Source organism: Bradyrhizobium sp. SSBR45G, from assembly GCF_030159255.1.
In the GTDB taxonomy this organism is placed as follows: Bacteria; Pseudomonadota; Alphaproteobacteria; order Rhizobiales; family Xanthobacteraceae; genus Bradyrhizobium.
Genome location: NZ_BSCT01000013.1, coordinates 16,404 through 41,030, shown reverse-complemented (window position 1 = coordinate 41,030; position 24,627 = coordinate 16,404). Strand labels below are relative to the sequence as shown.

At 66.7% G+C, this 24,627-nt stretch carries 25 protein-coding genes; 10 read left to right on the top strand and 15 right to left on the bottom strand.

Annotated features, from left to right (window positions below; all coding sequences use genetic code 11):
* Window positions 1–1,125 carry an SbmA/BacA-like family transporter gene (locus QQL87_RS17070; protein ID WP_284420095.1) on the top strand — a complete coding sequence of 375 codons (1,125 nt, stop codon included), beginning with the start codon at window positions 1–3 and terminating at the stop codon, window positions 1,123–1,125.
* On the opposite strand, the gene QQL87_RS17065 is transcribed toward QQL87_RS17070, so the two are convergent.
* From QQL87_RS17065 to QQL87_RS17055, 3 genes are read right to left on the bottom strand one after another with little or no spacing between them, the layout of a single operon-like run.
* Entirely contained in the window at window positions 1,085–2,023 is a 939-nt protein-coding gene (locus QQL87_RS17065) for a 1-phosphofructokinase family hexose kinase (RefSeq protein ID WP_284420094.1), read from the bottom strand. The genes QQL87_RS17070 and QQL87_RS17065 overlap by 41 nt on opposite strands.
* Window positions 2,024–2,041: 18 nt before the next feature.
* Entirely contained in the window at window positions 2,042–3,007 is a 966-nt protein-coding gene (gene glk, locus QQL87_RS17060; RefSeq protein WP_284420093.1) for a glucokinase, read from the bottom strand.
* Window positions 3,008–3,026: 19 nt separating this feature from the next.
* Entirely contained in the window at window positions 3,027–4,361 is a 1,335-nt protein-coding gene (locus QQL87_RS17055) for a GH1 family beta-glucosidase (protein ID WP_284420092.1), read from the bottom strand.
* 190 nt (window positions 4,362–4,551) lie between these two features.
* On the opposite strand from QQL87_RS17055, the gene QQL87_RS17050 reads away from it, so the two are divergent.
* Genes QQL87_RS17050 through QQL87_RS17030 form a run of 5 tightly spaced genes read left to right on the top strand, consistent with a single transcriptional unit; the run spans window position 4,552 to window position 9,958 of the window.
* Window positions 4,552–5,502, top strand: a complete 951-nt coding sequence (locus QQL87_RS17050; protein ID WP_284420091.1) for an ABC transporter permease — start codon at window positions 4,552–4,554, stop codon at window positions 5,500–5,502.
* An 8-nt stretch (window positions 5,503–5,510) separates the two neighbouring features.
* Window positions 5,511–6,377 (top strand): ABC transporter permease, encoded by an 867-nt coding sequence (locus QQL87_RS17045; RefSeq protein WP_284420089.1) that lies wholly within the window; start codon window positions 5,511–5,513, stop codon window positions 6,375–6,377.
* Window positions 6,374–7,384, top strand: a complete 1,011-nt coding sequence (locus QQL87_RS17040) for an ABC transporter ATP-binding protein (protein WP_284420088.1) — start codon at window positions 6,374–6,376, stop codon at window positions 7,382–7,384. The genes QQL87_RS17045 and QQL87_RS17040 overlap by 4 nt, the downstream gene beginning before the upstream one ends.
* Before the next feature lie 14 nt (window positions 7,385–7,398).
* A complete protein-coding gene (locus QQL87_RS17035; RefSeq protein ID WP_284420210.1) occupies window positions 7,399–8,433 on the top strand; it encodes an ABC transporter ATP-binding protein in 1,035 nt (344 codons plus the stop codon).
* A gap of 34 nt (window positions 8,434–8,467) precedes the next feature.
* A complete protein-coding gene (locus QQL87_RS17030) occupies window positions 8,468–9,958 on the top strand; it encodes an ABC transporter substrate-binding protein (RefSeq protein ID WP_284420087.1) in 1,491 nt (496 codons plus the stop codon).
* Window positions 9,959–10,101: 143 nt separating this feature from the next.
* Here the strand turns inward: QQL87_RS17030 and QQL87_RS17025 are convergent, their stop codons facing one another.
* Entirely contained in the window at window positions 10,102–10,296 is a 195-nt protein-coding gene (locus QQL87_RS17025) for a hypothetical protein (RefSeq protein WP_349817280.1), read from the bottom strand.
* A 327-nt stretch (window positions 10,297–10,623) separates the two neighbouring features.
* On the opposite strand from QQL87_RS17025, the gene QQL87_RS17020 reads away from it, so the two are divergent.
* Window positions 10,624–11,562: an NAD(P)/FAD-dependent oxidoreductase gene (locus QQL87_RS17020; RefSeq protein ID WP_284420084.1), complete on the top strand. Its 939-nt coding sequence runs from the start codon at window positions 10,624–10,626 to the stop codon at window positions 11,560–11,562.
* Window positions 11,563–11,800: 238 nt separating this feature from the next.
* On the opposite strand, the gene QQL87_RS17015 is transcribed toward QQL87_RS17020, so the two are convergent.
* From QQL87_RS17015 to QQL87_RS16990, 6 genes are read right to left on the bottom strand one after another with little or no spacing between them, the layout of a single operon-like run.
* Complete coding sequence (locus QQL87_RS17015) at window positions 11,801–12,643, bottom strand: ABC transporter permease (RefSeq protein ID WP_502871185.1); 843 nt, start codon at window positions 12,641–12,643, stop codon at window positions 11,801–11,803.
* Between the two features lie 11 nt (window positions 12,644–12,654).
* A complete protein-coding gene (locus QQL87_RS17010) occupies window positions 12,655–13,584 on the bottom strand; it encodes an ABC transporter permease (protein ID WP_284420082.1) in 930 nt (309 codons plus the stop codon).
* A complete protein-coding gene (locus QQL87_RS17005; protein ID WP_284420081.1) occupies window positions 13,584–14,576 on the bottom strand; it encodes an ABC transporter ATP-binding protein in 993 nt (330 codons plus the stop codon). The genes QQL87_RS17010 and QQL87_RS17005 overlap by 1 nt, the downstream gene beginning before the upstream one ends.
* Window positions 14,573–15,547 carry an ABC transporter ATP-binding protein gene (locus QQL87_RS17000; RefSeq protein ID WP_284420080.1) on the bottom strand — a complete coding sequence of 325 codons (975 nt, stop codon included), beginning with the start codon at window positions 15,545–15,547 and terminating at the stop codon, window positions 14,573–14,575. Before QQL87_RS17000 ends, QQL87_RS17005 begins: the two co-directional genes overlap by 4 nt.
* A 4-nt stretch (window positions 15,548–15,551) precedes the next feature.
* Complete coding sequence (locus tag QQL87_RS16995; protein WP_284420079.1) at window positions 15,552–17,189, bottom strand: ABC transporter substrate-binding protein; 1,638 nt, start codon at window positions 17,187–17,189, stop codon at window positions 15,552–15,554.
* A gap of 50 nt (window positions 17,190–17,239) precedes the next feature.
* Complete coding sequence (locus QQL87_RS16990) at window positions 17,240–18,061, bottom strand: sugar phosphate isomerase/epimerase family protein (protein WP_284420078.1); 822 nt, start codon at window positions 18,059–18,061, stop codon at window positions 17,240–17,242.
* Between the two features lie 206 nt (window positions 18,062–18,267).
* Between QQL87_RS16990 and QQL87_RS16985 the strand changes: the two genes are divergently transcribed.
* On the top strand, window positions 18,268–19,407 hold the full coding sequence (locus QQL87_RS16985; protein ID WP_284420077.1) for a hypothetical protein: 1,140 nt from the start codon (window positions 18,268–18,270) through the stop codon (window positions 19,405–19,407).
* 14 nt (window positions 19,408–19,421) lie between these two features.
* On the opposite strand, the gene QQL87_RS16980 is transcribed toward QQL87_RS16985, so the two are convergent.
* Genes QQL87_RS16980 through QQL87_RS16970 form a run of 3 tightly spaced genes read right to left on the bottom strand, consistent with a single transcriptional unit; the run spans window position 19,422 to window position 21,523 of the window.
* Window positions 19,422–19,598, bottom strand: coding sequence for a hypothetical protein (locus QQL87_RS16980; RefSeq protein ID WP_284420076.1), 177 nt, complete (start codon window positions 19,596–19,598; stop codon window positions 19,422–19,424).
* Between the two features lie 21 nt (window positions 19,599–19,619).
* On the bottom strand, window positions 19,620–20,264 hold the full coding sequence (locus tag QQL87_RS16975; protein WP_284420075.1) for a Vgb family protein: 645 nt from the start codon (window positions 20,262–20,264) through the stop codon (window positions 19,620–19,622).
* Window positions 20,265–20,302: 38 nt separating this feature from the next.
* Window positions 20,303–21,523, bottom strand: coding sequence for a helix-turn-helix domain-containing protein (locus QQL87_RS16970; protein ID WP_284420073.1), 1,221 nt, complete (start codon window positions 21,521–21,523; stop codon window positions 20,303–20,305).
* Between the two features lie 86 nt (window positions 21,524–21,609).
* On the opposite strand from QQL87_RS16970, the gene QQL87_RS16965 reads away from it, so the two are divergent.
* Window positions 21,610–22,371 (top strand): DUF899 domain-containing protein, encoded by a 762-nt coding sequence (locus tag QQL87_RS16965; protein ID WP_284420071.1) that lies wholly within the window; start codon window positions 21,610–21,612, stop codon window positions 22,369–22,371.
* 11 nt (window positions 22,372–22,382) lie between these two features.
* The gene (locus QQL87_RS16960) at window positions 22,383–22,658 is read left to right on the top strand and encodes a hypothetical protein (RefSeq protein WP_502871183.1); all 276 of its coding nucleotides are present in this window, start codon (window positions 22,383–22,385) and stop codon (window positions 22,656–22,658) included.
* A 318-nt stretch (window positions 22,659–22,976) separates the two neighbouring features.
* Here the strand turns inward: QQL87_RS16960 and QQL87_RS16955 are convergent, their stop codons facing one another.
* Both QQL87_RS16955 and QQL87_RS16950 read right to left on the bottom strand, forming a co-directional pair.
* A complete protein-coding gene (locus QQL87_RS16955; RefSeq protein WP_284420070.1) occupies window positions 22,977–23,762 on the bottom strand; it encodes an ABC transporter ATP-binding protein in 786 nt (261 codons plus the stop codon).
* A complete protein-coding gene (locus QQL87_RS16950) occupies window positions 23,759–24,532 on the bottom strand; it encodes an ABC transporter permease (RefSeq protein WP_284420208.1) in 774 nt (257 codons plus the stop codon). Before QQL87_RS16950 ends, QQL87_RS16955 begins: the two co-directional genes overlap by 4 nt.
* Window positions 24,533–24,627 lie beyond the last annotated feature (95 nt).

Below are 24,627 nucleotides of genomic sequence, written 5' to 3'. Positions count from 1 at the left end.
ATGCCCGACGACGAGAATGAGGACGGCAATCGCGAATGGTCGCGATTCTGGCTCACGGCACGGCAATTCTGGCTGGGACCGGCAGCGTGGCGGGTCTGGCTGCTCTGCGCCGCCCTGGTCGTTCTCGTGGTGCTGCAGCTCTATGTGCAGTTCCGCTTCAACTATTGGAACCGCGATTTCTTCGATGCGCTGGAAGGCCGCGATCCGGCGCGGCTGCGGCAGCAGGCCGTTCTGCTCATCCCGCTGTGTCTGTCCAGTGTCGTGCTGGCGATCGTCTCGGTGTGGGGGCGCATGGCGATGCAGCGCAACTGGCGGCAATGGCTGAGCGCCAAGGTGATCGACTATTGGGTCGAGAACGACCGCTATGCGCGGCTCGCGACGGTGCAGGGCGACCAGAAGATTCCCGAGTACCGCATTGCCGAGGACATCCGCCTCGCGACCGATGCGCCGGTCGACTTCGTGGTCAGCGTGATCTCCGCGCTGCTGACGGCGGTCGTGTTTGTCCAGGTGCTGTGGCAGGTCGGCGGGTCCATCAAGGTTGCCGTGGCCGGCCAGCATTTGGTGATTCCTGGCTATCTGGTGGTCAGCGTGGTCGTCTATTCCGGGCTGGTCACCGGCGCCATGCTGTGGGTCGGCTCGCCGCTCACCCGCGTCATCCAGATCAAGAATCAGGCCGAGTCGGAGCTGATCACCGCGGCGCATCATTTGCGCGACATCGGCGAAGGCATCACGCCCAAGCAGGAGGAGCGCGGCGTCATTGCCGGCATCTGGCAGGCGCTCGACCGCACCATCCAGCAATGGAAGCGGCTGTGCTGGCAATTGATGCAGAACACCCTGGTGTCGCACCTGAACACGCTGGTCGCGCCGATCATCGGCCTGGTGCTGTGCGCGCCGAAGTTCCTCGGCGATCAGATGACGCTGGGTGAGCTCACCCAGGCGGCGGCGGCGTTCACGCTGGTGCAGGGCTCGTTCAACTGGATGGTGGACAATTTCAGCCGCCTCGCCGAGTGGATGTCGTCGCTCGAGCGCGTCGGCGGCTTGCTGCTGTCGCTCGATCGGCTCAACGGCGACGCCGCGTTGAAAGCTACGCCGTCTCCAGCCGCACGTCAGCCAGCAGACGGGTGACATCGGCGGGATCGCACAGCGCGGTGCCGGTGCGCAACAAGGCGGCCGCGCCGGCTGCTACCGCGAAGCGGAAGGCGTCTTCCAGCGACTCGCTTGCGGCGAGCTTCGCCACCAGCGCGCCGAGAAAACTGTCGCCGGCGCCGACCGCGTTGACGGGCACCATCGTCAGCGGCTGTGCGCGCAGCACGCGCTCCGATGTCACCACGAGCGCGCCGAGATGGCCCATCGTCAGCGCGACCGTTTCAGCCTTGCCGTTCGCGACCAACGCCCGCGCCGCGGCCTCCCAGGCCGTAGCATCGGACAGTTCACCGCCGACGAGCTCCTGCATCTCGTGCAGCGACGGCTTGATCAGATCGACGCCGCCGTCGACCGCCGCGGCCAAAGCCGGGCCCGAGCTGTCGAGCACGAATTGCGCGCCGCGCGATCGTGCCAGCGTGGCGACGCGCGCGTAGAAGTCGGTCGGCACGCCGCGCGGCAGGCTGCCGCTGCCGATCACGAAGCGCGGGAATGGATCGAGGCCCGCGAGCAATGTGAGTCCCGCCTGCCACTCGGCCTCGCTGAGCGTCGGTCCCGGCAAAATGAAACGATAGGGCTGGCCGGTTGCGCGCTCCTGGACGAAGAAGTCTTCGCGGGTGTCCTCGGCGGTGGTCCAGGTCTGGCTGGCAACGCCTTCCTTCTCGACGAGCTGCTGCAGCAGCAGTCCCGTCGGTCCACCCACGGGATAGAGCGCAATGACGTCGCCGCCGAGGCGGGTGATGACGCGCGCCACATTAATGCCGCCACCGCCGGGATCGCGGCGTTGCGTCGTGCCGCGCAGCTTGGCGATCGGCACGATCTTCTCGACGGCCGTCGAGACGTCGACGGCCGGGTTCGGCGTGATCGTGACGATGTCGCTCATCGGTCAGTGGGCGGCAGATCAGCCGCTCGTGTTAACGCCGGAATCGTGGAAGGATTTGAGACCGAGGAAGCTGATGTCGGGCTTGGTGACGATGTGCACCGGGATCGGCCGCAGATAGCTGTCATAGCGCCCCTTGCTCTCGAACTGCCTCCGGAAATCGGATCTTGCAAAGTAGTCCGGAAAGCGCGGCGGGATGCCGCCGGCGATATAGACGCCGCCGCGGGCGCAGAAGGTCAGCGCCAGATTGCCGGCGACCGCCCCTAACCAGGCGCAGAACATGTCGAGCGTTGCGCGGCTGGTGGCGCAGCTGCTGTCGAGCGCAGCGCTGGTGATCGCCGCGGCATTGCGCGGCGGCACGGTGACGCCGTCGACGGCGGCGATGGCCTCGTAGACGTTCTCGATTCCCATGCCCGACAGCGCGCGCTCGATCGAGACGTGGCCGAAGCGCTCGCGCATCCTGGCGAGCACCGCGGCCTCGCGCGCCGTCGTCGCCGGCAAGGTGGCGTGGCCGGCTTCGGTGACCGCGACCGTGGGACGGCCATCGCCGGGAAGATAGCAGGCCGCGCCGAACCCGGTGCCCGGGCCGATCACCAGCATCGGCGCGCCGTCGACCGTCGCGCTGCCACCGAGCGAAAACAAATCGTCTGGATGCAGCGCCGGCAGCGACCAGCCGACCGCCTCGAAATCGTTCAGCAATTTCGCCGAGCGGAGATTGAATTGCGCCGCCAGCGCGGCGCCGTCGATGACCCAGGTCGAGTTGGTCAGCATGCCGCGATTGCGCTCGATGGGACCGGCGATGTCGAGCACCGCTGCGGAGGGAGGCCCGCCGGCCGCGTGTCGCGCCAGGAAATCCGTGATCGCGTCAGCGATGGTGGGAAAGTCCGCGACCTTCAGGTGTGCGACCTCGCCGATCGCGCCACCATCGAGCAGCGCGAAGCGTGCATTGGTGCCGCCGATGTCGCCCAGAAGAACGCGATCGCTCATGCCTCAGTCTTCCGCCCGGTTACGCAGCGCCTGGATCGTTGGAGTTCCGCCGTGCCGCAATCATCTTCGCATACCACCGCGCAGATGCCTTGGGAATGCGGCGCTGCGAGGCGTGGTCGACATAGACAATGCCGAAGCGCTGCGAATAGCCCGCGCCCCATTCAAAATTATCCAGCAGCGACCACACGAAATAGCCGCGCACGTCGGCGCCTTGGGACATCGCCTGTTCCATCGCCGCGGTATAGGCCGAGAGGTAGGCGATCCGGTCGCCGTCCTGGACCTGGTCCGCGGCATCGAGCACGTCGTTGGCCGCGGTGCCGTTCTCCAGCACGTAGATCGGCAGGTGGAACCGGTTGTGAATATCCAGCAGCGTGTCGCGGAACGCATCGGGCACGACCGGCCAGCCGATCGCGCTGCGCGGCACGGAGGCGGGCGCCGGGCCGAAGCTGGCGCCGATCATGTTGGTGTCGGCCTTGACGTAATGCGGCGAGTAGTGGTTCAGCCCGAACCAGTCGACGGGGCGGGCGATCTGCGCCATGTCGCCGGGCAGGACATGCGGCGCGACCGCGTCCGTCAGATCCGGCGGATAGCAGGCGAAGGCCTGCGGGAACGGGAAGGCGTCGTTCCAATAGGCCGCGAGCCGCAGCGCCGCCGCGGCATCGGCCGGACTGCTGGTCGCGGGATAACAGGGCTGGCGGTTGTGGATCGCGCCGATCGAGGCGCCGGCGACGTCCCTGCGCAGCACGTCGACCGCGCGGCCGTGGCTGAGATTGACGTGATGAATGGCCTTGTGCAGGGCCGCCTTGTCGGCAATGCCCGGCGCATGCCAGCCGAGGCCGTAGCCGAACAGCGTGAACACGCAGGGCTCGTTGAAGGTGGCGAAGCGCTTGACCCGGTCGCCATAGCGCCGCGCCACCAGCGCGGCATAGTCGGCGAACCAGCCGGCGATGTCGCGGTTCTGCCAGCCGCCGAGGTCGGCGAGCGCCTGCGGCAGGTCCCAGTGGTAGAGACACAGCCAGGGCTCTATCTCCGCGGCGAGCAGTGCATCGATCAGGCGGTCGTAGAAGGCGAGGCCAGCCTCGTTGGCGGCGCCGCGGCCCTGCGGCAGCACCCGCGGCCAGGCGATCGAGAAACGATAGGCGTTGAGGCCGAGGTTGCGCATCAGCGCGACGTCCTCGGCATAGCGATGGTAGTGGTCGCAGGCCACCTCCGCGGTGTCGTTGTGGCTGACCCGGCCGGGCGTGCGCAGAAACACGTCCCAGATGCTGTCGGCGCGGCCGCCCAGATGCGCCGCGCCTTCGATCTGGAAGCTGGATGTCGAAGCGCCCCAGAGGAAGCCCGGACGGATGGTCATGCTGCGAGACGGCCTGCTCGGTTGCGCTGACGACATGATGCAGAGCCGCGCTGGCTGAGGCTTGACCCGGATCAAGCGGCGGGCGAGCCCGGTCCTGCGCGGGACAGGGATCATCATGCAGGCAATGGGCTTGCATCGGAAGCGAAAGCTGTGGAACGTGCCGCCGCCGAGAAACGGAGCCCCGGCCTGAATGAGCGTGTTTCTGCTGCGGCGGTGCCTGACCCTGCTTGCGACCCTGGTCGGTGCGTCGCTGATCATTTTCCTGGTGCTCGATGCCCTGCCGGGCAACGCCGCCCAGACGCTGATGGGCGCCGATGCCTCGCCTGACGCGGTCAGGGCGCTGACGGTCAAGCTCGGGCTCGATCAGCCGCTGGTCACGCGCTATCTGCGCTGGATCGGCGGTCTTCTCGTCGGCGATCTCGGCAACAGCTACGCCTATGGTACGCCGGTAGCCGAACTGATCCGCGAGCGGCTGATGATGACCATTCCGCTTGCGATCATGGCCATGGCGCTCACGACGGTGCTGGCGCTTGCGGCCGGCATCTACACGGCCGCGAACCACAATCGCATCGGCGATGTCGGCGTGATGTCGCTGACCCAGATCGGCATCGCGCTGCCGAATTTCTGGTTCGCGATCCTGCTGATTCTGTTGTTCGCCGTGAAGCTGCAATGGCTGTCGGCCGGCGGCTTCCCCGGCTGGGAGGATGGCATCTGGCCCGGCCTGCGCTCGCTGCTGCTGCCGGCGGTTGCGCTCGCGGTGGTGCAGGCGGCGATCCTGGCGCGGGTGACGCGCTCGGCCGTGCTCGACGTGCTGCGCGAGGATTTCGTCCGCACCGCGCGCGCCAAGGGCCTCACGAAGCGCGAGGTGCTGTGGCAGCACGTGCTGCGCAACGCGATGATCCCGGTGCTGACCGTGATGGGTCTGCAATTCGCCAATCTCCTGGCCGGCACCATCGTGATCGAGAACGTGTTCTATCTGCCGGGGCTGGGACGGCTGATCTTCCAGTCGATCGCCAATCGCGACCTGATCGTGGTGCGCAACTGCGTGATGCTGCTCGCGGCGATGGTCATCATCGTCAACTTCGTGGTCGACGTGCTCTATGCCGTGATCGATCCGCGCATCAAGGTGCATGAGCTGTGAGTTCGTCCGTGACCATTCAGGCCGGCGTCGCACCTGCGCCGAACGTGTTCTGGCGCCGCGCGCTGCGTCATCGCAGCTTCGCCGTCGGTGCGCTGCTCTGCCTCGTGGTGCTCGGCGCCGCATTGCTGTCGGTGGTCTGGACGCCGTGGTCGGCCACTGAGATCGACGTCGCCTCCAAGCTGCGGCCGCCGTCGGCGGCGCATTGGCTCGGTACCGACGTGCTCGGCCGCGACATCGTCTCGCTGCTGCTGGTCGGCGCGCGCGCAACCATTCTGGTCGGAATCATCGCGGTCGGCATCGGCCTGACCTGCGGCGTCTGCCTCGGGCTGATCGCGGCGGCGCAGCGCGGCTGGACGGAAGAGCTGATCATGCGCTTCAGCGACTTCACCTTTGCGTTTCCCGCGGTGCTGTCGGCGATCATGCTGGCCGCGGTCGTGGGGCCAGGCATGGTGACATCGATCACCGCGATCGGCATCTTCCAGATCCCGGTATTCGTCCGCGTCACTCGCGGCTCGGCCGGTGCGATCTGGGCGCGCGAGTTCATCCTCGCCGCGCGCGCCGCCGGCAAGGGCCGCTTCCGCATCACGATCGAGCACGTGCTGCCGAACATCCTGTCGATCCTGATCGTGCAGGCGACGATCCAGTTCGCGCTGGCGATCCTGGCGGAGGCAGCGCTGTCCTATCTCGGCCTCGGCACGCAGCCGCCGCAGCCGTCCTGGGGGCGCATGCTGAACGACGCGCAGACGTTGCTGTTCCAGTCGCCGAGCCTTGCGGTCTATCCGGGCGCCGCGATTGCGCTCGCCGTGCTCGGGCTCAATCTGCTCGGTGACGGCTTGCGCGATCTGCTCGATCCACGGTTGGCGAGGCAGCGATGAGCGCGAGCGACCAGACTCTGCTCGACGTCCAGGGGCTCGGCATCCAGCTCAACACCAGCCGCGGCCCGGCCAAGGCCGTGCGCGAAGTGTCGTTCGCGCTCCGGCGCGGCGAGACGCTCGGCATCGTCGGCGAATCCGGCTGCGGCAAGTCGATCACGGCGCTGGCGCTGCTGGGGCTGCTGCCCGACAGCGCGGTCGTCAGCGGCAGCATCAAGCTCGATGGCCGCGAGCTGGTCGGTCTGGATGATGCCGACTACTGCAAGCTGCGCGGCAACCGCATCAGCATGATCTTCCAGGAGCCGATGACGGCGCTGAACCCGATGCACACGATCGGCCATCAGGTCGCCGAGCCGCTGCTGCGGCACACCGGCTGCTCGGTGGCGGAGGCGAAACGGCAGGCGATCGCGCTGCTCGACCGCGTCGGACTGCCCGACGCCGCCAGGCGCTACGACGCCTATCCGCATCAGTTCTCGGGCGGCCAGCGCCAGCGGGTCACCATCGCGATGGCGCTGGCCTGCAAGCCCGACGTGCTGATCGCGGACGAGCCGACCACGGCGCTCGACGTCACGATCCAGCGCCAGATCCTCGACCTCATCGCCGATCTCGTCGCGGAGCAGGGCATGGCGATGATCCTGATCTCGCATGATCTCGGGGTCATCGCCGAGAACGTCCAGCGCATGATCGTGATGTATGGCGGCACCGTGGTCGAGAGCGGCACCACCGACGCCGTGTTCTCACGCATGGGGCATCCCTACACGCAGGGCCTGTTCCGGGCGCGGCCGCGGCTCGGCGCCCGCAAGGGCACGCGTCTCGCGACCATCGCCGGCACCGTGCCGGAGCTTGCCGACCTGCCGGCCGGCTGCCCGTTCGCCGAGCGCTGTACGCTGGTCATCGACGCCTGCCGCACGGCGTTGCCACCGGCGGTCGAGATCGGCGCGGGTCACGGCGTGCGCTGCATCCGGACCGACGTTGCCCTCGCGCGTGATCCGGTGGGGGTGGTCGCGTGAGCACTTCAGCGCAGATGTCGGCCGAGACGCCGCTGTTGGAGATCAGGGATCTCGTGCAGCGCTACACGTTGCCGCGCGAAAGCCTGCTGCGTTCGCCCGGCCAAGTGCTGGCGCTGAATGGCGTGTCGCTCACGCTGATGCCGGGCAAGAGCCTCGGCATAGTCGGCGAATCCGGCTCCGGCAAGTCGACCCTGGCGCGGCTGATCATGGCGCTGGAGCGGCCGTCCTCGGGATCTGTTCTCATGTCGGGGCGTGACCTCGATCGTCTCTCGGCGGATGAGCTGCGGCGGGCCCGTCGCGATTTCCAGATGGTGTTCCAGGACCCCTATGGCTCGCTCGATCCGCGCCAGACCATCGCGCGCATCGTCGCCGAGCCGCTCACGGTTCTGGAAAATCCGGATCGCGAGTCCTTGCGGGCGCGGGTTGCGAGCGTGCTGCGGCAGGTCGGGCTGCGCGACGCCGACATGGACAAATATCCGCACGAATTCTCCGGCGGGCAGCGCCAGCGCATCGCGATCGCACGCGCCTTGATCACCCAGCCGAAGCTGATCGTCGCCGACGAGCCGGTCAGCGCGCTCGACGTCTCCGTGCAGGCGCAGGTGCTCAATCTGATGCAGGACCTGCAGGAACAGTTCGGACTGAGCTACGTCCTGATCAGCCATGATCTCGCGGTCGTCGACTATCTCTGCGACGAGGTGGCGGTGATGTATCTCGGCCGCATCGTCGAGCGCGGGCGGCCGGAGGATCTGTTCGGCCAGTGCGCCCATCCCTATACGCGCGCGCTGCTGGATGCCGTGCCGCGGGCGCAGGCCGGCGCGATCAGGCGCCGGCGCGAGGGCGCCGTGATCGCGTCGCAATCGGTCGCAGCGACGGGGTGCGCCTACGCGCCGCGCTGTCCGCTCGCCGATGCGCATTGCCGTGAGACGGCCCCAGCTTTGCGCGCGCTCACGCCGCAACATTCTGCTGCCTGCCACAAGGCGGAGAGCGTGATGGCGCTGCCGCCGCTGGCCGCGGGAGAACACGCGCCTCTTGTCTCGACGCCGCTTTGACGCGTAATTTGGTTCCGTCCGGGAGAAACGAACAATGTTGAAAAGACTATCCATCATCGCTTTGACCGCGCTCGTCGCGGCTGCTGCTGTGCCCGCCTCGGCACAAAGCAAGAAGGACAGTGTCGTCGTCGGCATGACCTTGGAGCCGCCGGGGCTCGACCCGACCAGCGCGGCCGCCGCGGCCATCGCCGAGGTCACGCTCTACAACGTCTATGAGACGCTGACCAAGATCAACGAGGACGGCTCGGTGTCGCCGCTGCTGGCCACGAGCTGGCAGGCCTCGTCCGACCTGAAGAGCTACACGTTCAAGCTCATCAAGGGCGTCAAATTCCAGAACGGCGAGGCGTTCGATTCCGCCGCCGTGAAGTTCTCGTTCGACAAGGCCGGCGCTGCAACCAGCACCAACAAGGACAAGGCGCTGTTCCAGGCGATGGAGGCGGTCAACGCGCCCGACGCCGAGACCATCGAGGTCAAGCTCAAATATTCCGAGCCGAACCTGCCGTTCCTGCTCGGCCAGGCCACGGCATCGATCGTCGAGCCGAAGAGCGCGCCGACCAACGCGACGCAGCCGGTCGGCACCGGACCGTACACGCTCGGCGCCTGGGCCAAGGGCTCGTCGCTGACCTTGAACAAATGGCCCGACTATCGCAACGCCGCTTCCGTCAAGCTGTCCAAGGTGACGATCCGCTTCATCTCCGATCCGGCGGCCCAGGTCGCAGCGCTGCTGTCAGGCGACGTCGATGCCTTCCCGCGCGGCACCTCGGCGCGCACGATCGCGCAGTTCAAGGCCGATCCGCGCTTTGCCGTGCTGGTCGGTGGCTCCAAGGCGAAGACCATTCTCACCATCAACAACAAGAAGAAGCCGCTCGACGACGTCCGCGTCCGCCGCGCCATTCTCGCCGCGATCGACCGCAAGGCGCTGATCGAGGGCGCCGTCGACGGGCTGGGCAGCGAGATCGGAAGCTTCTACGTGCCGGGCTCGCTCGGCTATGTCGACACCACCGGCATCAACCCCTACGATCCGGAGAAGGCCAAGAAGCTGCTCGCGGAAGCGGGCGTCACCACGCCGCTGCAGCTCAGCCTGCGGCTGCCGCCCCCATCCTATGCGCGCCAGGGCGGCGAGGTTGTTGCAGCTCAGCTCGCCAAGGTCGGTATCGTCGCCAAGATCGAGAATCTCGAATGGGCGGCGTGGCTGTCGCAGGTCTTCAACGGCCCGCATGATTTCGACCTGACCATCGTCTCGCATGTCGAGCCGTTCGATCTCGTGAAGTTTACCGAGCCGAATTATTACTTCGGCTACCAGTCCGAGGCGTTCAACAAGCTCTATCAGCAGATCGTCGATACACCGGCCGAGGCCGACCGTGCCAAGCTGCTCGGCGACGCCCAGCGCCTGCTGGCCACCGACGCCGCCGCCGGCTTCCTGTTCCAGCCGCAATGGATCACGGTCATCAACAAGAAGCTGAAAGGCGTCTGGAAGGACGTGCCGCAATTCGAGAACGATTTTGCGAGCTGGTCGTGGGAATGATCGCGGCGATCCTTCGATACGGTTCGTAGCGGGACCGGCAGGTACGGCGTCCTCTCCCCTTGCGGGAGAGGCGCGCAGAAGCAGCCCCCCGCGGCGCCTCAAATCATGCGCAGCGTGCTTGGATCAGCGTTGGAACGGCCTGATCAGTGCGGCCACTCGATCGGCGTGAAGCGCATCTGCCGCCGCTGCATCTCGGACTGCAGCTCCTGGGCATACTGCTTGGCCCGATCGCCGATGAGCCGATAAGGTCCCCCGATCCGGCTGTCGGCTGCGACCTGCTTCCTCACGCTTTCATAATAGGCCAACAAACTCTCATCAGTCGAATTCACAAATCGCATCGATGCTCCCCGCGACACAACCTCTGGTCCCCAATTAGTTTGCACGATGTCGCCGACATGGCAGCGACATAAGTTAAGCTGGATTGACATAAAAAAGTTCCATCCGTGTTCCGATTACGGCGCGCAAATTTGTTCCCTCTTGCCTTGCGCCAGGAACTTGGCGGCATCGGCAGCGTAGAGCCTTCGGTCTCAGCAGCGCTGAGTCATGCGACGGGACGGCTTTGTTCCGATCGAACCGCCAAAGCAGATTGGCTGAGGTGTCAGGAAGGGCGAGTGGCGGCAATGCGCACGGAGGTTCTCATCGTTGGCGGTGGGCCGGCTGGCCTGATGGCCGCGATCTACCTGGCCCGGTTCCGGCGCGACGTCGTGATCATCGATAGTGGCGCGTCCCGGGCTGCCTGGATTCCGCGCAGCCACAATCTGCCGGGTTTTCCCGGCGGCATTTCGGGACCTGAATTGCTGGAGCGGATGGAGCGTCAGGTCGAGGACCTCCGCGTTCCCATCATCAGGGACAAGGTGACATCGCTTGTAAGATCCGGAGCCGACCTCCTGGCGTCATTCTCGGAGGGTGAAGTCGCGGCACAACGGGTGATTTTGGCCACGGGGATCGTCGACAAGCAGTTTCCACTGCCCGATTGGATCGAGGCGGTGCACGAGGGCGAGCTGCGCTACTGTCCCGTCTGCGACGCCTTCGAGGCTGCTGGCCGCAAGATCGCGATCATCGGCCCGCTCGGTCATGCCGCCGGCAAGGCCCTGTTCATGCGCGTCTACAGCCGCGATGTCACACTGATCCCCACGGATGACGCGCAGGATGATGCAACGCGACAGAAGCTGGCCGAGGCCGGGGTCCGCGTGATGCCGCGTCTGCATGCGCTGCAGCGCTGCAGCGCTGCAGCGGGACCATTGAGGTCGCGTTTGCCGACGGCGCCAGCAGCGAGCGCTTCGAAATCGTGTATCCCGCGATGGGCGCTGAGGTCCGCTCGGACCTCGCCATCCGGATGGGCGCGCGGCACACCGACGAGGATTTTCTGGAGGTCGATGCCAAGCAGCGCTGCGGTGTCGATGGGCTTTATGGCATCGGTGACGTGGTCACCGATCTGCACCAGATCTCGGTCGCGTTCGGCCACGCGGCCGTTGCCGCCTGCCACGCCCATCACTCCTTGCCGATGCACTACGTATCCTCGCACGCATGAGCATGTCGTCGCAAAACGTGATCACAACCCAAAATCGTTTTATCCTATGTTAGTGTCGCCTGCGTTGAGATGATGGACCGTCCGGCATGGACAGGAAATCGGCATGTTTGACGGCGGCGTCGAGCTGTCGCGAGGAGGCCGAGCGAGATCCGGCTCGCCGCGAGCTGTGGCTGCGGGAAGCCTCCAAATGGGCGGCGTTGGCGTGCGAGCATGCGGGGCGGGCCTTGATCGTCTGCGACACGGCCGACATCCCCAGCTGTGATGCGGCAGCGGGTCACTACCAGGCGCGGGCCCGCCGTTGAGAGCATGCCCTATTGCAGCGTCGGGTCGAGCCTGTCGCGCAGCCAGTCGCCGATGACGGACACCGCAAGCGTGGTCACCACGATCGTGACGGCCGGCGCCAGCATGATCCACGGCGCGCGGGTGAGATACTCCCGGCCATAGCCGACCATGTTGCCGAGGCTGGTCATCGGCGGCTGCACGCCGAGCCCGAGGAACGACAGACCGGATTCCAGCAGGATCACCTCGGGAAACACCAGCGTCATCGACACGATCAGGGTCGAGGCAATGTTCGGCAGGATGTGCTTGAGATACACGCGCTGCGGCGTCGCGCCGAGCTGGCGCGCGGCTGCGGCATAGCCTTGCGCATTGGCTGAGATCGCAAGTCCGCGTGCGATGCGGGCGTAGCGCTCCCAGCCGAACAGCCCCATCAGCCCGATCAGCAACGGCAGCGAGTTGCCGAAGAAGGCGAGCACGGCAAGCGCCAGGATCAGGAACGGCATGCTGGCCTGGAAGTCGGCGAGCATCAGCACGGATTGTTCGACCAGGCCGCGGAAATGCGCGGCGAGGAAGCCGAGCGTGGTGCCGGCCACCGCGGAGATCGCGGTTGCGCCGAACGCGATCAGGAGCGAGATCCGGATCGAGACGATCAGGCGCGACAGCACGTCGCGGCCGAGCTCGTCGGTGCCGAGCCAATGCGCCGGGTTGCCCGGCAGAGAGAGGCGATTGCGCAGGTCGAACTTGGTGTAGCCGTACGGCGCGATCTGGTCGGCGAAGATGGCCAGCAGCAGCATGGCCGCGATCCAGCCGGCCGCGATCACGACGGAGACGGGAATATTGGGACAGCGCAGCCGCCGTGCTGCGGGCGCTTTCATTGCAACATCGGTCATGCCTCGGCTCGCTTGCTGCGCAGCCGCGGATCGAGCAGGCCATAGAGGAAATCGACGATCAGGTTCGACGTGACCATGGTCATCGCCACCAGCAGCAGGATGCATTGCACCACCGCGAGGTCGCGGTTGGCCACCGCAACGACGAGCAGCCGGCCGACGCCGGGCCAGGAGAACACGCTCTCCACCACGACGGCGCCGGCGATGAGGCTGCCGACCATGAAGCCGAGGATGGTGACGGTCGGGATGGCGGCATTGGGCAGCGCGTGATCGGTGATCACTCTGCGCCAGGGCACGCCCTTGGCCGACGCCGTGCGGATGTAAGGCTGGCCGAGAATCTCCAGCATCGCGCTGCGCGTGAAGCGGGCGAGCACGGCGGCGCCACCAAAGCCGAGCGTGACGATCGGCAGGATGGCGTGGCGCCACGAGTCCTGTCCGCCGGACGGCAGCCAGCCGAGCTGGACGGCGAAGATCAGCACCAGGATCAAAGCGAGCACGAAGCTTGGGACGGTGAAGCCGGCCACGGCGGTGATCATCACGACGCGGTCGATCGCCGATCCCCGATGCAGAGCTGCATAGATACCGGCGGGAATACCGAGCAGCACCTTGACGAGGAACGCGGGAATGGTCAGCGCCAGGGTCGCCGGGATGCGTTCGATGACGAGCTGGATGGCAGGGCGGCCGTCGCGCATCGAGCGTCCCAGCTCGCCCTGGCCGATCGCCTTGAAGTAGTCGAGATATTGCATCCAGATCGGATGATCGAGGCCCCAGGCCTTGCGGAACGCGGCGATCACCTCGGGCGGCGCTTCAGGCCCCATGATCATCAGTGCGGGATCGCCCGACAGCCTGAGCACGATGAAGGCGAAGGTGACGACGAGCGCGATCGTCAGCGACGCGCGCGCGAAGCGGATCGCGAAGAAGCGGAGCATCACGCGGCGTCCTGGGTCTGCGATTGCGGTCCGGTCACCAGATGGCAGGCGACCTGACGCCGATCGTCGAGCGCTGCTAGCTGCGGCACCTCGACGGCGCAGCGCGCGATCGCATGGCGGCAGCGCGGATGAAAGGCGCAGCCCGACGGGCGCGCAGCGGGGTTCGGCGGATCGCCGGTCAGCACGATGCGGTTCGTGCTGCGGCGGCCGGGAGCCGGCGAGGCCGACACCAAGGCCTGCGTATAAGGGTGCTGCGGCCGCGCGAACAGATCGTCGGCATCGCCATGCTCGACGATGCGGCCGAGATACATCACCGCGACCTTGCTGCTGATCTGCCTGATGACGCGCAGGTCGTGGCTGATGAACAGCATGGTCAATCCGAGCCGGGCCTGCAGATCGATCAGGAGATTCACCACCTGCGCCTGGATCGAGACGTCGAGCGCGCTGACCGGCTCGTCGCAAACGAGGAAGTCGGGCTTCGTCGCCAATGCGCGCGCCAGCACGATGCGCTGGCGCTGGCCGCCGGACAGCGCGCCGGGATAGCGGCGGCCATGGCTGTCGCTGAGATCGACGGATTGCAACAGCTCGTGCACACGCGCGTCGCGCTCGGCCTTGGTGCCGATGTCGTGGATGTCGAGCGGCTCGCGGATCTGCGCGGCAACCGGAAGACGGCGGTCGAGCGCGCCGAGCGGATCCTGAAAGATCATCTGCATGCGCGCGCGCTGGGCGCGCCACGCCGCCGTGCCGACCGGGGCAATCGGCGCACCGTCGAAGCGAACGTGGCCCTGGTCCGGCGGCTCCAGCCCGAGCACCATGCGGCCGGTGGTCGATTTGCCGGAGCCGGATTCGCCGACGATGCCGAGCGTCTCGCCTTTCAGAATCGAGAAGCTCAGGCCATCGACGGCGTGGACGGATGTCGGACGCCCGAACAGGCCGGAGCGCATCCGATAGGTGCGCGAGATCCCCTGGACCTCGACGAGCGCGGCTGTCATTCGGCGGCCAGCTCCACCGGCAGCCGCTGCGGCCGCAGGCAGGCCACCGCGCGATCGTCCTCGAGCGGAGCGAGCGGCGGCACGCCGGCATGGCAGCCATCGCCAGCGAACATACAGCGCGGCGCAAACGCGCAGCCGCTCGGCAGCGCGCGCGGATCCGGCACGGTGCCAGGGATCGCCTGCAGTTTCCGCCTGACGCCATCGAGCGGCGGCAGCGCGCCGATCAGGCCCTGCGCGTAAGGATGCCAGGGATCATCGAACAGCCGCGTCGCGGGCGCGCGCTCGACGATGCGGCCGGCATACATCACGCAGACGCGGTCGCAATTCTCGGCGACGACGCCGAGGTCGTGGCTGATCAGCACCATCGCCATGTTGAACTCGCGCCGGATGGCTGACAACAGATCGAGGATCTGCGCCTGGATGGTGGCGTCGAGCGCTGTGGTCGGCTCGTCCGCGATCAGGAGGTCAGGCTGGCCGGCCAGCGCCATCGCGATCATGATGCGCTGGACCTGGCCGCCGGAGAATTCGTGCGGATAGGCGGACAGCCGCCTGTTCGCATCGGGAATGCCGACGAGATCGAGCAGCCTGAGCGCCTCGACCCGCGCGGCCTCGCCACGCAGGCCCCGATGCAGCGCGAGGCTTTCGCACAGCTGGCGGCGGATCGTCAGCACTGGATTGAGCGCGCTCGCCGGATCCTGGAAGATCATGGCGATTCGCCGGCCGCGCACGGAATCGAGCTCGGTACCGGGAGCGCCGAGCAGTTCGCGCCCCTCGAGCTGGACCGAGCCGGAGACCTTCGCCTTGACTGGCAACAGGCCGAGCGCCGCGAGCCAGGTCACCGACTTGCCGGATCCGGACTCGCCGACGAGGCCCAAGGCCTCGCCCTTGCCGATGTCGAGATCGATGCCATGCAGCACGGGTGTGCCGTCGAACGCGACCTTGAGGCCGGAGATGCTGACCAGCGGCGCCACGGCATCACGCTCCGTAATTGCCGTTGCGGAAGTCCATGGCGAACGCGGGCGAGGCCTTCCACCTGATCGACTTCGGCTTGGCGGTGAAGGTCGCGTTCTGGTGCAGCACCGTGTAGGCCGGGTCCTCGCGCTCGGCGATCTCCAGCATGCGGCGGAACGCCTTCTTGCGCGCGTCGCGATCGGTCGAGGTCTCCAGGAACTCCGACAGCGTGTTCAGCTCGGCATTGCTCCATTCGCCGACCTGCTGCTGCTGACCGTTCGGGCCATGCTGGGCGACCAGCGACGACACCGGATCGTTGAACGCCGCCGAGTTCGACCAGTCGCGCACGGCGCGGGTCGGCGCGCGTTCCAGGATCTGCGACCAGTTCTCCTTGGTCTCGATCTGCACGTTCAGGCCGACAGCCTGCCACATCTCGACCAGCACCTGCGCGGTCGCGACCTGGTTGGTGTAGTAGTTGTTGAGCAGGCGGTAGGGGATCGGGTCGCCCTTGTAGCCGGCCTGCTTGAGCAGGTCCTGTGCCAGCTTCGGATCGAACGCCGGCACGCTCCAGTCGGCGATGAACATGTCGCCGTAAAATTCCCACTGCAGGCCCTTCGGCACGCGGGTGCGGCCGGCCCACAGGCTGTCGACGATCGCCTGGCGGTCGATCGCGTGCGTGAAGGCGCGCCGCACCAGCGGATTGGCGAGCTGCGGATGATTCTTGTCGAACACCGTGAGTCGGTGATTGAGGATCGTGCCGCCCTGCACCTCGAACGCCGCGTTCTTCTCGATGCCGGCGATCTGGTCCGGCGGAATGTCGCAGGCGAACTGGTATTCGCCGGACAGCAGTCCGTTGATGCGGCTCGCGACCTCCGGCACCTCCAGGAAACGGATGCGCTTCAGCGGCGGGCGGCCGCCCCAATATTCGTCATGCGCTTCGAGTGTCAGCGACACGTCGGGCTTGAACTCGACGATCTTGTAGGGGCCTGTGGTGATCGGCTTGCGCGCCCAGTCGAGATAGCTCGCCGCCTCCTCCCAGCCGCGCCGGCTCATGATGTCGGAGCCGTAGCGCATCAGGCGACCTTCGATGGTGACGTCCGGCGTCGCGTTGACGAAGCGCACGGTGTATTTGTCGACCGCATCGACGCGGACCAGATCCGGCCACATCCGGCGGGCGACGCCGATCACGTCCGGCGGCAGCTCCTTGCCGGGGCGCGGCGTCGGGATCTTCTCGAACGCCTTGATGGTGGAGCGGCTCTTGGCCTCGCTGTCGCCGAACATGCGCTCGCGGCTGAACGAGAATACGACGTCTTCCGACGTCATCTCGTCGCCATTGTGGAACTTGACGCCCTGGCGCAGCTTCAGCTCGACGGTCTGGTCGTCGATGCGCTTCCACTCGGTGGCGAGCCCGGGCACGGCTTCGAGATTGCCGCGGAAATTCTTCGAGATCAGGCTTTCCCACAGCGACGAGTAGAACACGCGCTCGCCGACATTGGACTGCTCGCGCAGCACGTCGAGCACGTTCGAGTTGGTGATCTTCTGCACGGCGATCGTGACCGAGGGACGGTTGTCGGCTTGGGCGATCGACACGCGCGGCAGGAGGAAGCTGCCGCCGATGGCGGCGCCGGCGCCGAGCAGGCCGCGGCGGGTGAGCTTGGTCATGGCAATCTCTCTTGAGGTTGTCGACGAATGCGAAACGGAAACGGACGTGCCTATTCGGCGAGGCCGAGCGAGGCGAGATGCGCCGCGCCGAGCTTGACGTGATCGTGGTTGCGCAATTCGAGGATCAGGCGCGGATTGGATGTGAGCTTCGACAGCGCGCGGAACACGGCGATCCAGCGGATATTGCCTTCGCCCGGCGCCCAGTGGCGGTCGGCATAGCCATCGGTGTCCTGCAGATGGACATGGGTCAGCATGTCGCCGGCCGCGTCGACGTAATAGTCGACCGGCGGCGCGCCGGTGGAATGGTGCGCGTAGTTGGCGTGGCCTGTATCGAGCGACACCCGCAGCTTGCTGCTGCCCAGCGCCTTGGCGAGGCCGACGCGATCCTGCGGATTCTTGTCTTCGATGTTTTCGATCACGAGCTCGCAATTGGCCTGCTCGGCCGAGGCGATGACGTCCGACAGCGTGGCCCGGACGCGCTCGATCAGCGCCTCGCGGGCATCGGGGAGCATGTCGATGTTGTTGGCGTCCCAGGTCGTGTAGGGCGAGTGGATCACCATCTGCGTGGCGCCGAGGAACTCGGCGACTTCCAGGCCCTGCAGCAGCCGCTTGGTGACGGCGCGGCGGATCATCGGGTCGTGGCTGGCGATCGTGAAGCCCCAGAACGGGCCGTGAATGCCGAGCCGGCCAGTGTGCCCGTCCAGCATCGACTTGATCTCCCGGGCGGTGCCGCGCCAGTCGCTGTCCAGCAGGTCGGCGCGGAAGAAATCCTGGATCTCGAGATCGCGCTGGCGCGCAAGCAGCCAGTCAGTGTGGGCAGGAATGGATTTGACGGACAGGGCGGCACCGAGGACGGGCAGCGTGGCGGACATGGCGAGATCCCTTCTTGAGACCTCGTGAGCGCTAGCGGAGTTCGATGACGGCCCCATGAAGGGCTGTGGATGGTCGCCGCGACATGTCGTGGCTGGCGTCTGTCGCCACCGCCATCCGTCGTATCGCTGGGGTCGCCGATCATCCCTCGCTTCTACTTGACGTAGCCGCGGGAATTGCAACAATGCGGCGAAGAAGGGGAAGTGGGATGACGGTACGGCGTACCATCCTTGGAACGATCTTGTCGCTCGTGGTGCTGACAATCGCCGCGCTGAATGGGCCGGCGCATGCAAAGGGACCTTACGGGTCCATCTCCGTCGCCGGCTGGTCGGGCGGCGCCTATACTGACGACAGCACCGGCAAATTCTCGAGCTGCATCGCGTCCGCGAGCTACAAGAGCGGCATCAATTTCGGCGTGCTCGCGCTGCCGACGTTCAACTGGGCTCTTGCCTTCATCCATCCCGGCTGGTCGCTCTCGCAGGGGCAGAAGTTTCCCATCGTGCTGAGCTTCGACGGTCGCAATTCCTACAACGTCGAGGGTTCGGTCTGGTCGGCCAACATGGTCGTCGTGCCGATGCCGAACGACTCCAGCCTGATCAAGGCGTTCAGGGCAGCGCGGACGATGTCGGCCTTTGCGCAAGGCAATCTGTTCCAGTTCGATCTGAACGGCACGTCCGTGCTGCTGCCGTCGCTTGCCAATTGCGTGCGCATGATCAATGCGGGCGGATTGGCTGCTGCGACCAATTTCACGGCGCAGCCAAGCGCCGCCTCGGCGCAGCGTCCGGCCCCGCCGCCGGCAGCGGCCGCGCCGGCCTCGACCGCCAGCGTGCAGCCGTCGCGCCCGTCGGAGGACTCGCCCGAGCTGCAGCTCGAAGCGATGCAGATCGCCTCCAACTTCATTCTCAAGGCCGCGCTGGCGCATCCCGCGATCCTGGGCGGCGGCGAGCGGCCGGTGTGGTTGACGGCGGGCGGCGTTGCCTGGAAAGCGGACAATGCCACCGGCTTCGTCCGGATCGTGCCGCCGCAGCGCAATGTCGATGGCCTCGAGGTCGCCGCCACCATCATCGGCAACGACGCCCGCGACTGCAAAGGCAAGTTCATCTCGGCGCGCAACAGCGAGCTGGTCGACAGCGCGGTGGTGTTCCGCGGCATGTCGTCCTGCGAGGACAGCGAGAAGTCCGACATCGCCGAGTACTTCATCTTCCCGCGCAAGACTGGCGGCTTCATCCTGTTCTCGGTGATCACGCCGACCAAGCCGGTCGGCGGCGGCGGTGGCCAGCAATTGCAGACCCGCGAAGAGGCCAACGCCAACTTCCGCAAGGCGGCCTACACGTCGATTGGGAAATAGGCCACCTCTGCTCATCACGCCGTCATCGCCGGGCTTGTCCCGGCCATCCACGTCTTGAAGCGCTGGAGATGGACGTGGATGCCCGGGACAAGCCCGGTCATGACGAGTAACTCATCAATGGCGGCGTTCGTCGCGGTACACAGCATCGTCGTCCGGCACTGGCTGTACCGGGTCGCAATCGTATGGGTCATGAGTTCTTCTAAACGGGTCGCTTACCCCCGCGCTCGCTTCGGACGCCGGACCGCGCGCACCTTGCCGCTGCCGCCGCCGCCGCAATACAGCGTGTCGCCGCCATCGGATTCCATGCCGGAGACGCCGGTGCCCGCGGGCATGTCGAGCTGATCGAGCACCTCGCCGGTCGCGGGATCGATCCGCCTGATGTCGCTGACATCGTCCTCCCAGGTGCCGTGCCAGAGTTCGCCGTCGACCCAGGTCACGCCGGTGACGAAGCGCGTGCAGGGGATGCTGCGCAGGATCTCTCCCGTCGCGGGATCGATCTGATGGATCTTGCGATCGCGATAGGCGCCGACCCAGAGCGAGCCCTCTGCCCAGGCCAGCCCGGAATCGCCGCCGCCGGAGGGCGCCGGGATCGTCGCCAGCACGCGGCCGCTGTCGGGATCGACCTTGTGAATGCGATCCTCGGCGATCTGGTACAGGTGCTGCCCATCGAAAGCGGTGCCGGCATGAGAGGGCAGCTCGATCGATTTTCGCACCGCGCCGTCGGCGGGATCGAACGCCTTGATGCTGCCGCCGGTCGCGATCCAGACCTGCTTGCCGTCATAGCTGACCCCATTGACGCGATCGGCGCCATCGAAGGGGCCGTATTCGCGGATGATCTCTGCCGGTGCTCTCGTCATTGCGGGCCGTCCATGTTCTGGGTTGTGACAGCGTCACGCTAGTCGAGCGAGGACCAGCCCGGGAGTAACAAGCTGGTCGCGAATGCCGGCACCACTGGGCAGGTCCAGCGTTGCGCGCGCCCACGTCCGAACGATTGGACCTTGCCCGACAACGCCAGCGCGTCGAGTGCGCGCTGCACCGTGCGCTGGCTCGCGCCGAGCGCCAGCGCAAGGCCGGAGCTCGACCAGGCCTCGCCGTCGGCGAGGCAGGCGAGCACGGCTGCGTTCTCGTCCTCGATCGGCTGCGCCAGCACGACGACATCACGGCCGTCGCACGGCACCAAGGCAAAGCCGTCGCGCGTGGCATTGATTTCGGCCATGCCCTTCAGCAGATGGCGCAGCCGTCCGATCTCGACACGCAGACGCGCGCGATGCGACTCGTCGGCCTCCTTGCCGCGGAACGCGTCCGCGATCAGCTCCGACCGCGTCACGTCATGACTGGCTTCCTCGGCCAATCTACGGGCGAGAGCAAACAGCACCGGACGCCGCGCCAACGGCACGATCCGGTGGCCCTGTCGGACCACGAGACGGCAGGCATCGACGATCAGCCTGTCCGATCGGAGCAGCGCCTCGACCTCATCGAGCTGCAGCAGCCGTTCCTCGCGTCCCTGGATCAGGCGCGCCGCCGGCGCGGAGAGCGCCGTCGAGAGCCGCTCGACCTCCGCATGCAGCTCCGGACTGCGCGCCTGCCGGGCCGTGCGCGCGGCACGCTCCAGCGCGGCCTGCGCGGCCTTGGTCTGCAGGCGGCGCAACGCCAATCCCGCGACGATCAGCTCGTAGATCGTGCGCGCCGCCGGCAGCAGCGGCGAGGGATCGAGATCGGCCAGTCCGCGCTCGGCGTCATCGAGATGACCAATGAGCACCATGCGGCGGATTTCGAGGCTGCGCGCATAGGCGGCATTGGTGCGGTCGCCATGCTGCTCGAGAGTCTCGCGCGCCTCCATCAGCGCCTTTGTCGGCCACGACAGATCCCGCGCCGCCAGCGCGATCTCCGCTTCGGCGACGGCGCAGCGGGCGCGCGCCAGCGCCGCCTTGGGACCGAAGCTCCGCGCCGCCCGCCGCAGCAGCGCCTTGGCGCGCACGACATCGCCGAGCCGAGCCATGGCGATGCCGCGCAACGCCAGCGCCGGAGGATCATCGCGCAGCGCGACGCGGTTCAATGCGCCGAGCGGATCACCCGCCGCGAGCGCCTGCGCTGCGGCTGATATCAGCGAGTCCATGCCAATCCCGCCACACTTGTCACTCCCGGCTCCTCCCGCGCCGATCCTAGTCTGTCTCGCGGTCAACACGCAAAGGGAACACAGACATGACCATGCATCTCACCGGAACTCGCGAAGACTGGCTCAAGGCACGGCTCGACCTGCTGCAGGCCGAGAAGGATTTCACCCGCCGCGGCGATGAGCTGGCGCAGCAACGCCAGGCCCTGCCTTGGGTGCGCGTCGACAAGGCCTATCGCTTCGACACCGAAGAGGGGCCTGCCACGCTGCCCGACCTGTTCAAGGGCCGCTCGCAACTGCTCGTCTATCACTTCATGTTCGGGCCCGACTTCCAGGCCGGCTGCCCGTCCTGCTCGATGATCGCCGACGGCTTCAACGGGTTCCAGGTCCATCTCGCCAATCACGACGTAATGCTGTGGGCGGTGTCGCGCGCGCCGCTGGCAAAGCTGAAGTCCTACAAGACGCGCATGGGCTGGAGCTTCCCCTGGGCGTCGTCAGCGAGCAGCGACTTCAACTTCGACTTCAACGTCGCGATCACCGAGGAGCAGCAGCGCCAGGGTGGCACGGAGTACAACTATCGCAACAGCCCGCCGATGACGCCATCGGACGTCCCGGCCATGGTGGCGGAGGTCGCCGCCGGTACCGGCACGGACGGCGCGACCTTCATGCGCGATCGCCCGGGCATGAGCGCCTTCATCCTTGAGGACGGCATCGTCTACCACACCTATTCGAGCTACGCCCGCGGCCTCGACGGGCTGTGGGGCGCCTATCAGTGGCTCGATCGCGCGCCGAAGGGACGCAACGAGCAGGGCGTGTGGTGGCGCCGCCGCGACGAATACGGCACGCGCTGACACTCCGGAGCATGGCCATGGCGTTCTTTGCTTCCAGACGGCGCGTGGTGCCCGACGTTGCCGATGCTCTCCGCTTCGCTGCGGCGCCGACCTTCGCGCTGATGGCGGTCCTGAACGCCATGGCCCGCGATGGCCGGTCAGACCTGATCTGCTCGACCATGCCGGCCGGCGCACCGCTGGGCAGCATGACGGTGATGTATCTGCTGATGAGTGCGTTTCACATGGTGCCGTGGTTGAAGCGGATGCGGTGGAACGTCCTGCGGGCGCGTTCCAACAAGGCTCGATAGCAGCAGCCGGAGAGTTAGTGACGTATCCACGAGCATCGCTTGCGGAAAGAGACCCCTCACCCGAGCGAGCCCGCGGATGGGCCGGCGATGCCCTCTCCCGCAAGGGGCGAGGGCACTGTATCGGGCAGTCTTGCTGCGGCGCTGTTCGACGTACGCATAGTTTGAGCCAGCGCGGTAGTCGTTACTGCGCCCTCTCCCCTTGCGGGAGAGGGCATGTAGGACAGCGCGTCTAACTCGCTTGGGTGAGGGGTATGCTTCCGCGTGCACCACTGCCGAGAGAGCACACAGCCGAACCAGCGCAAAGCCAACGGCGAGCGTTCACGCCTCCGCCGCCACCTTCAGCGCTTCGGCGCGGATCTCCTCCACCAGCCGCTCCTTCAGCGCGACGAATTCCGGCGACGTCTTCACCTTGTAGGAGCGCGGATGCGGCAGCTCGATCTTGATGTCGGCCTTGATGCGGCCGGGGCGGGCGCTCATCACCAGCACGCGGCTGCCGAGGAAGATCGCCTCCTCGATGTCATGGGTGACGAACAGCACCGTCTTCTGGTCGCGCTCCCAGATGCCGAGCAGCATCTCCTGCATCAGCACGCGGGTCTGGTTGTCGAGCGCGCCGAACGGCTCGTCGAGCAGCAGGATCTTTGGATCATTGGCGAGCGCGCGCGCGATCGCGCAGCGCTGCTGCATGCCGCCGGACAGCTGCTTGGGCCAGTGGTTCTCGAAGCCCTTCAGGCCGATCTGATTGATGAAGCGGTCGGCGACCGCGTTGCGCTCGGCCTCCGATACGCCGCGCTCGCGCAGGCCGAAGGCGATGTTCTCGCGCACGGTGAGCCAGGGGAACAGCGTGTAGGACTGGAATACCATGCCGCGGTCGGCCCCGGGGCCTGTCACCTCGCGGCCGTCGAGCTGCACCTTGCCGCTGGTCGGATGGTCGAGGCCGGCGACGATGCGCAGCAGGGTCGACTTGCCGCAGCCGGAGGGGCCCAGGATGGTAACGAAATCGTTGGTGCCGATGGTCAGCGCGACCGGCTCCAGCGCGCGTGTCGGCGCGTGGCCCTGGCGGGCGGGGAACGTGCGTGAGACCTTGTCGATGACGAGCGTGGTCATGCCAGCTTCCACGGGAACAGCCAGGCGTTGAATGCCTTGAACAGGAAATCCGAGATCAGCCCGATCAGGCCGATGACGATGATGCCGAAGATGATCTGCCCGGTGTTGAGCAGCGCCTGGCTGTCGGTGATCATGTGGCCGATGCCCGAGGACGAGCCGATCAGCTCGGCGACGATGACGTAGGTCCAAGCCCAGCCCAGCACCAGCCGCAGGATCTCGGCAATGTCTGGCGCCGCCGACGGCAGCAGCACCCGGCCGATGATGCCGCGATCGCTGGCGCCGAGCGTATAGGCGGCCTCGACGAGGTCGCGCCTGGTATTGCCGACGGTGACCGTGATCATCAGGATGATCTGGAACACCGAGCCGATGAAGATGATCAAGAGCTTCTGCAGCTCGCCGATGCCGGCCCAGAGGATCAAGAGTGGAATGAAGGCGGAGGCGGGCAGATAGCGCGCGAAGGAGACGAACGGCTCGAGGAACGCCTCGACTGGCTTGTACGCGCCCATCAACAGGCCGAGGGGCACGGCGATCACGGAAGCGAGCACGAAGCCGCCGACGACGCGCCAGACGGTCATGCCGATGTCGGTGAGGAAGCCGAATTTGGTCAGCAGGTCCCAGCCCTCGCGCAGCATGGTGAGCGGATCGGCCAGGAACGTCTTCGGCACATAGCCGCCGAACGTCGCCAGCGACCACGCCGCGACGAACACGACGAAGAAGGCGAGGCCGAGCGCGGTTCTCGATCTGGCGCTGACGGGGTCGAGGGGACGCATCACGGAAAAGGGCTTTCGTGGGCTGGTGCGGGCAGTTCGAACAGGCTTGCTTCAGAGCAGGCGGACGCAGTCTTGAGCAGAATGTATCAACACCG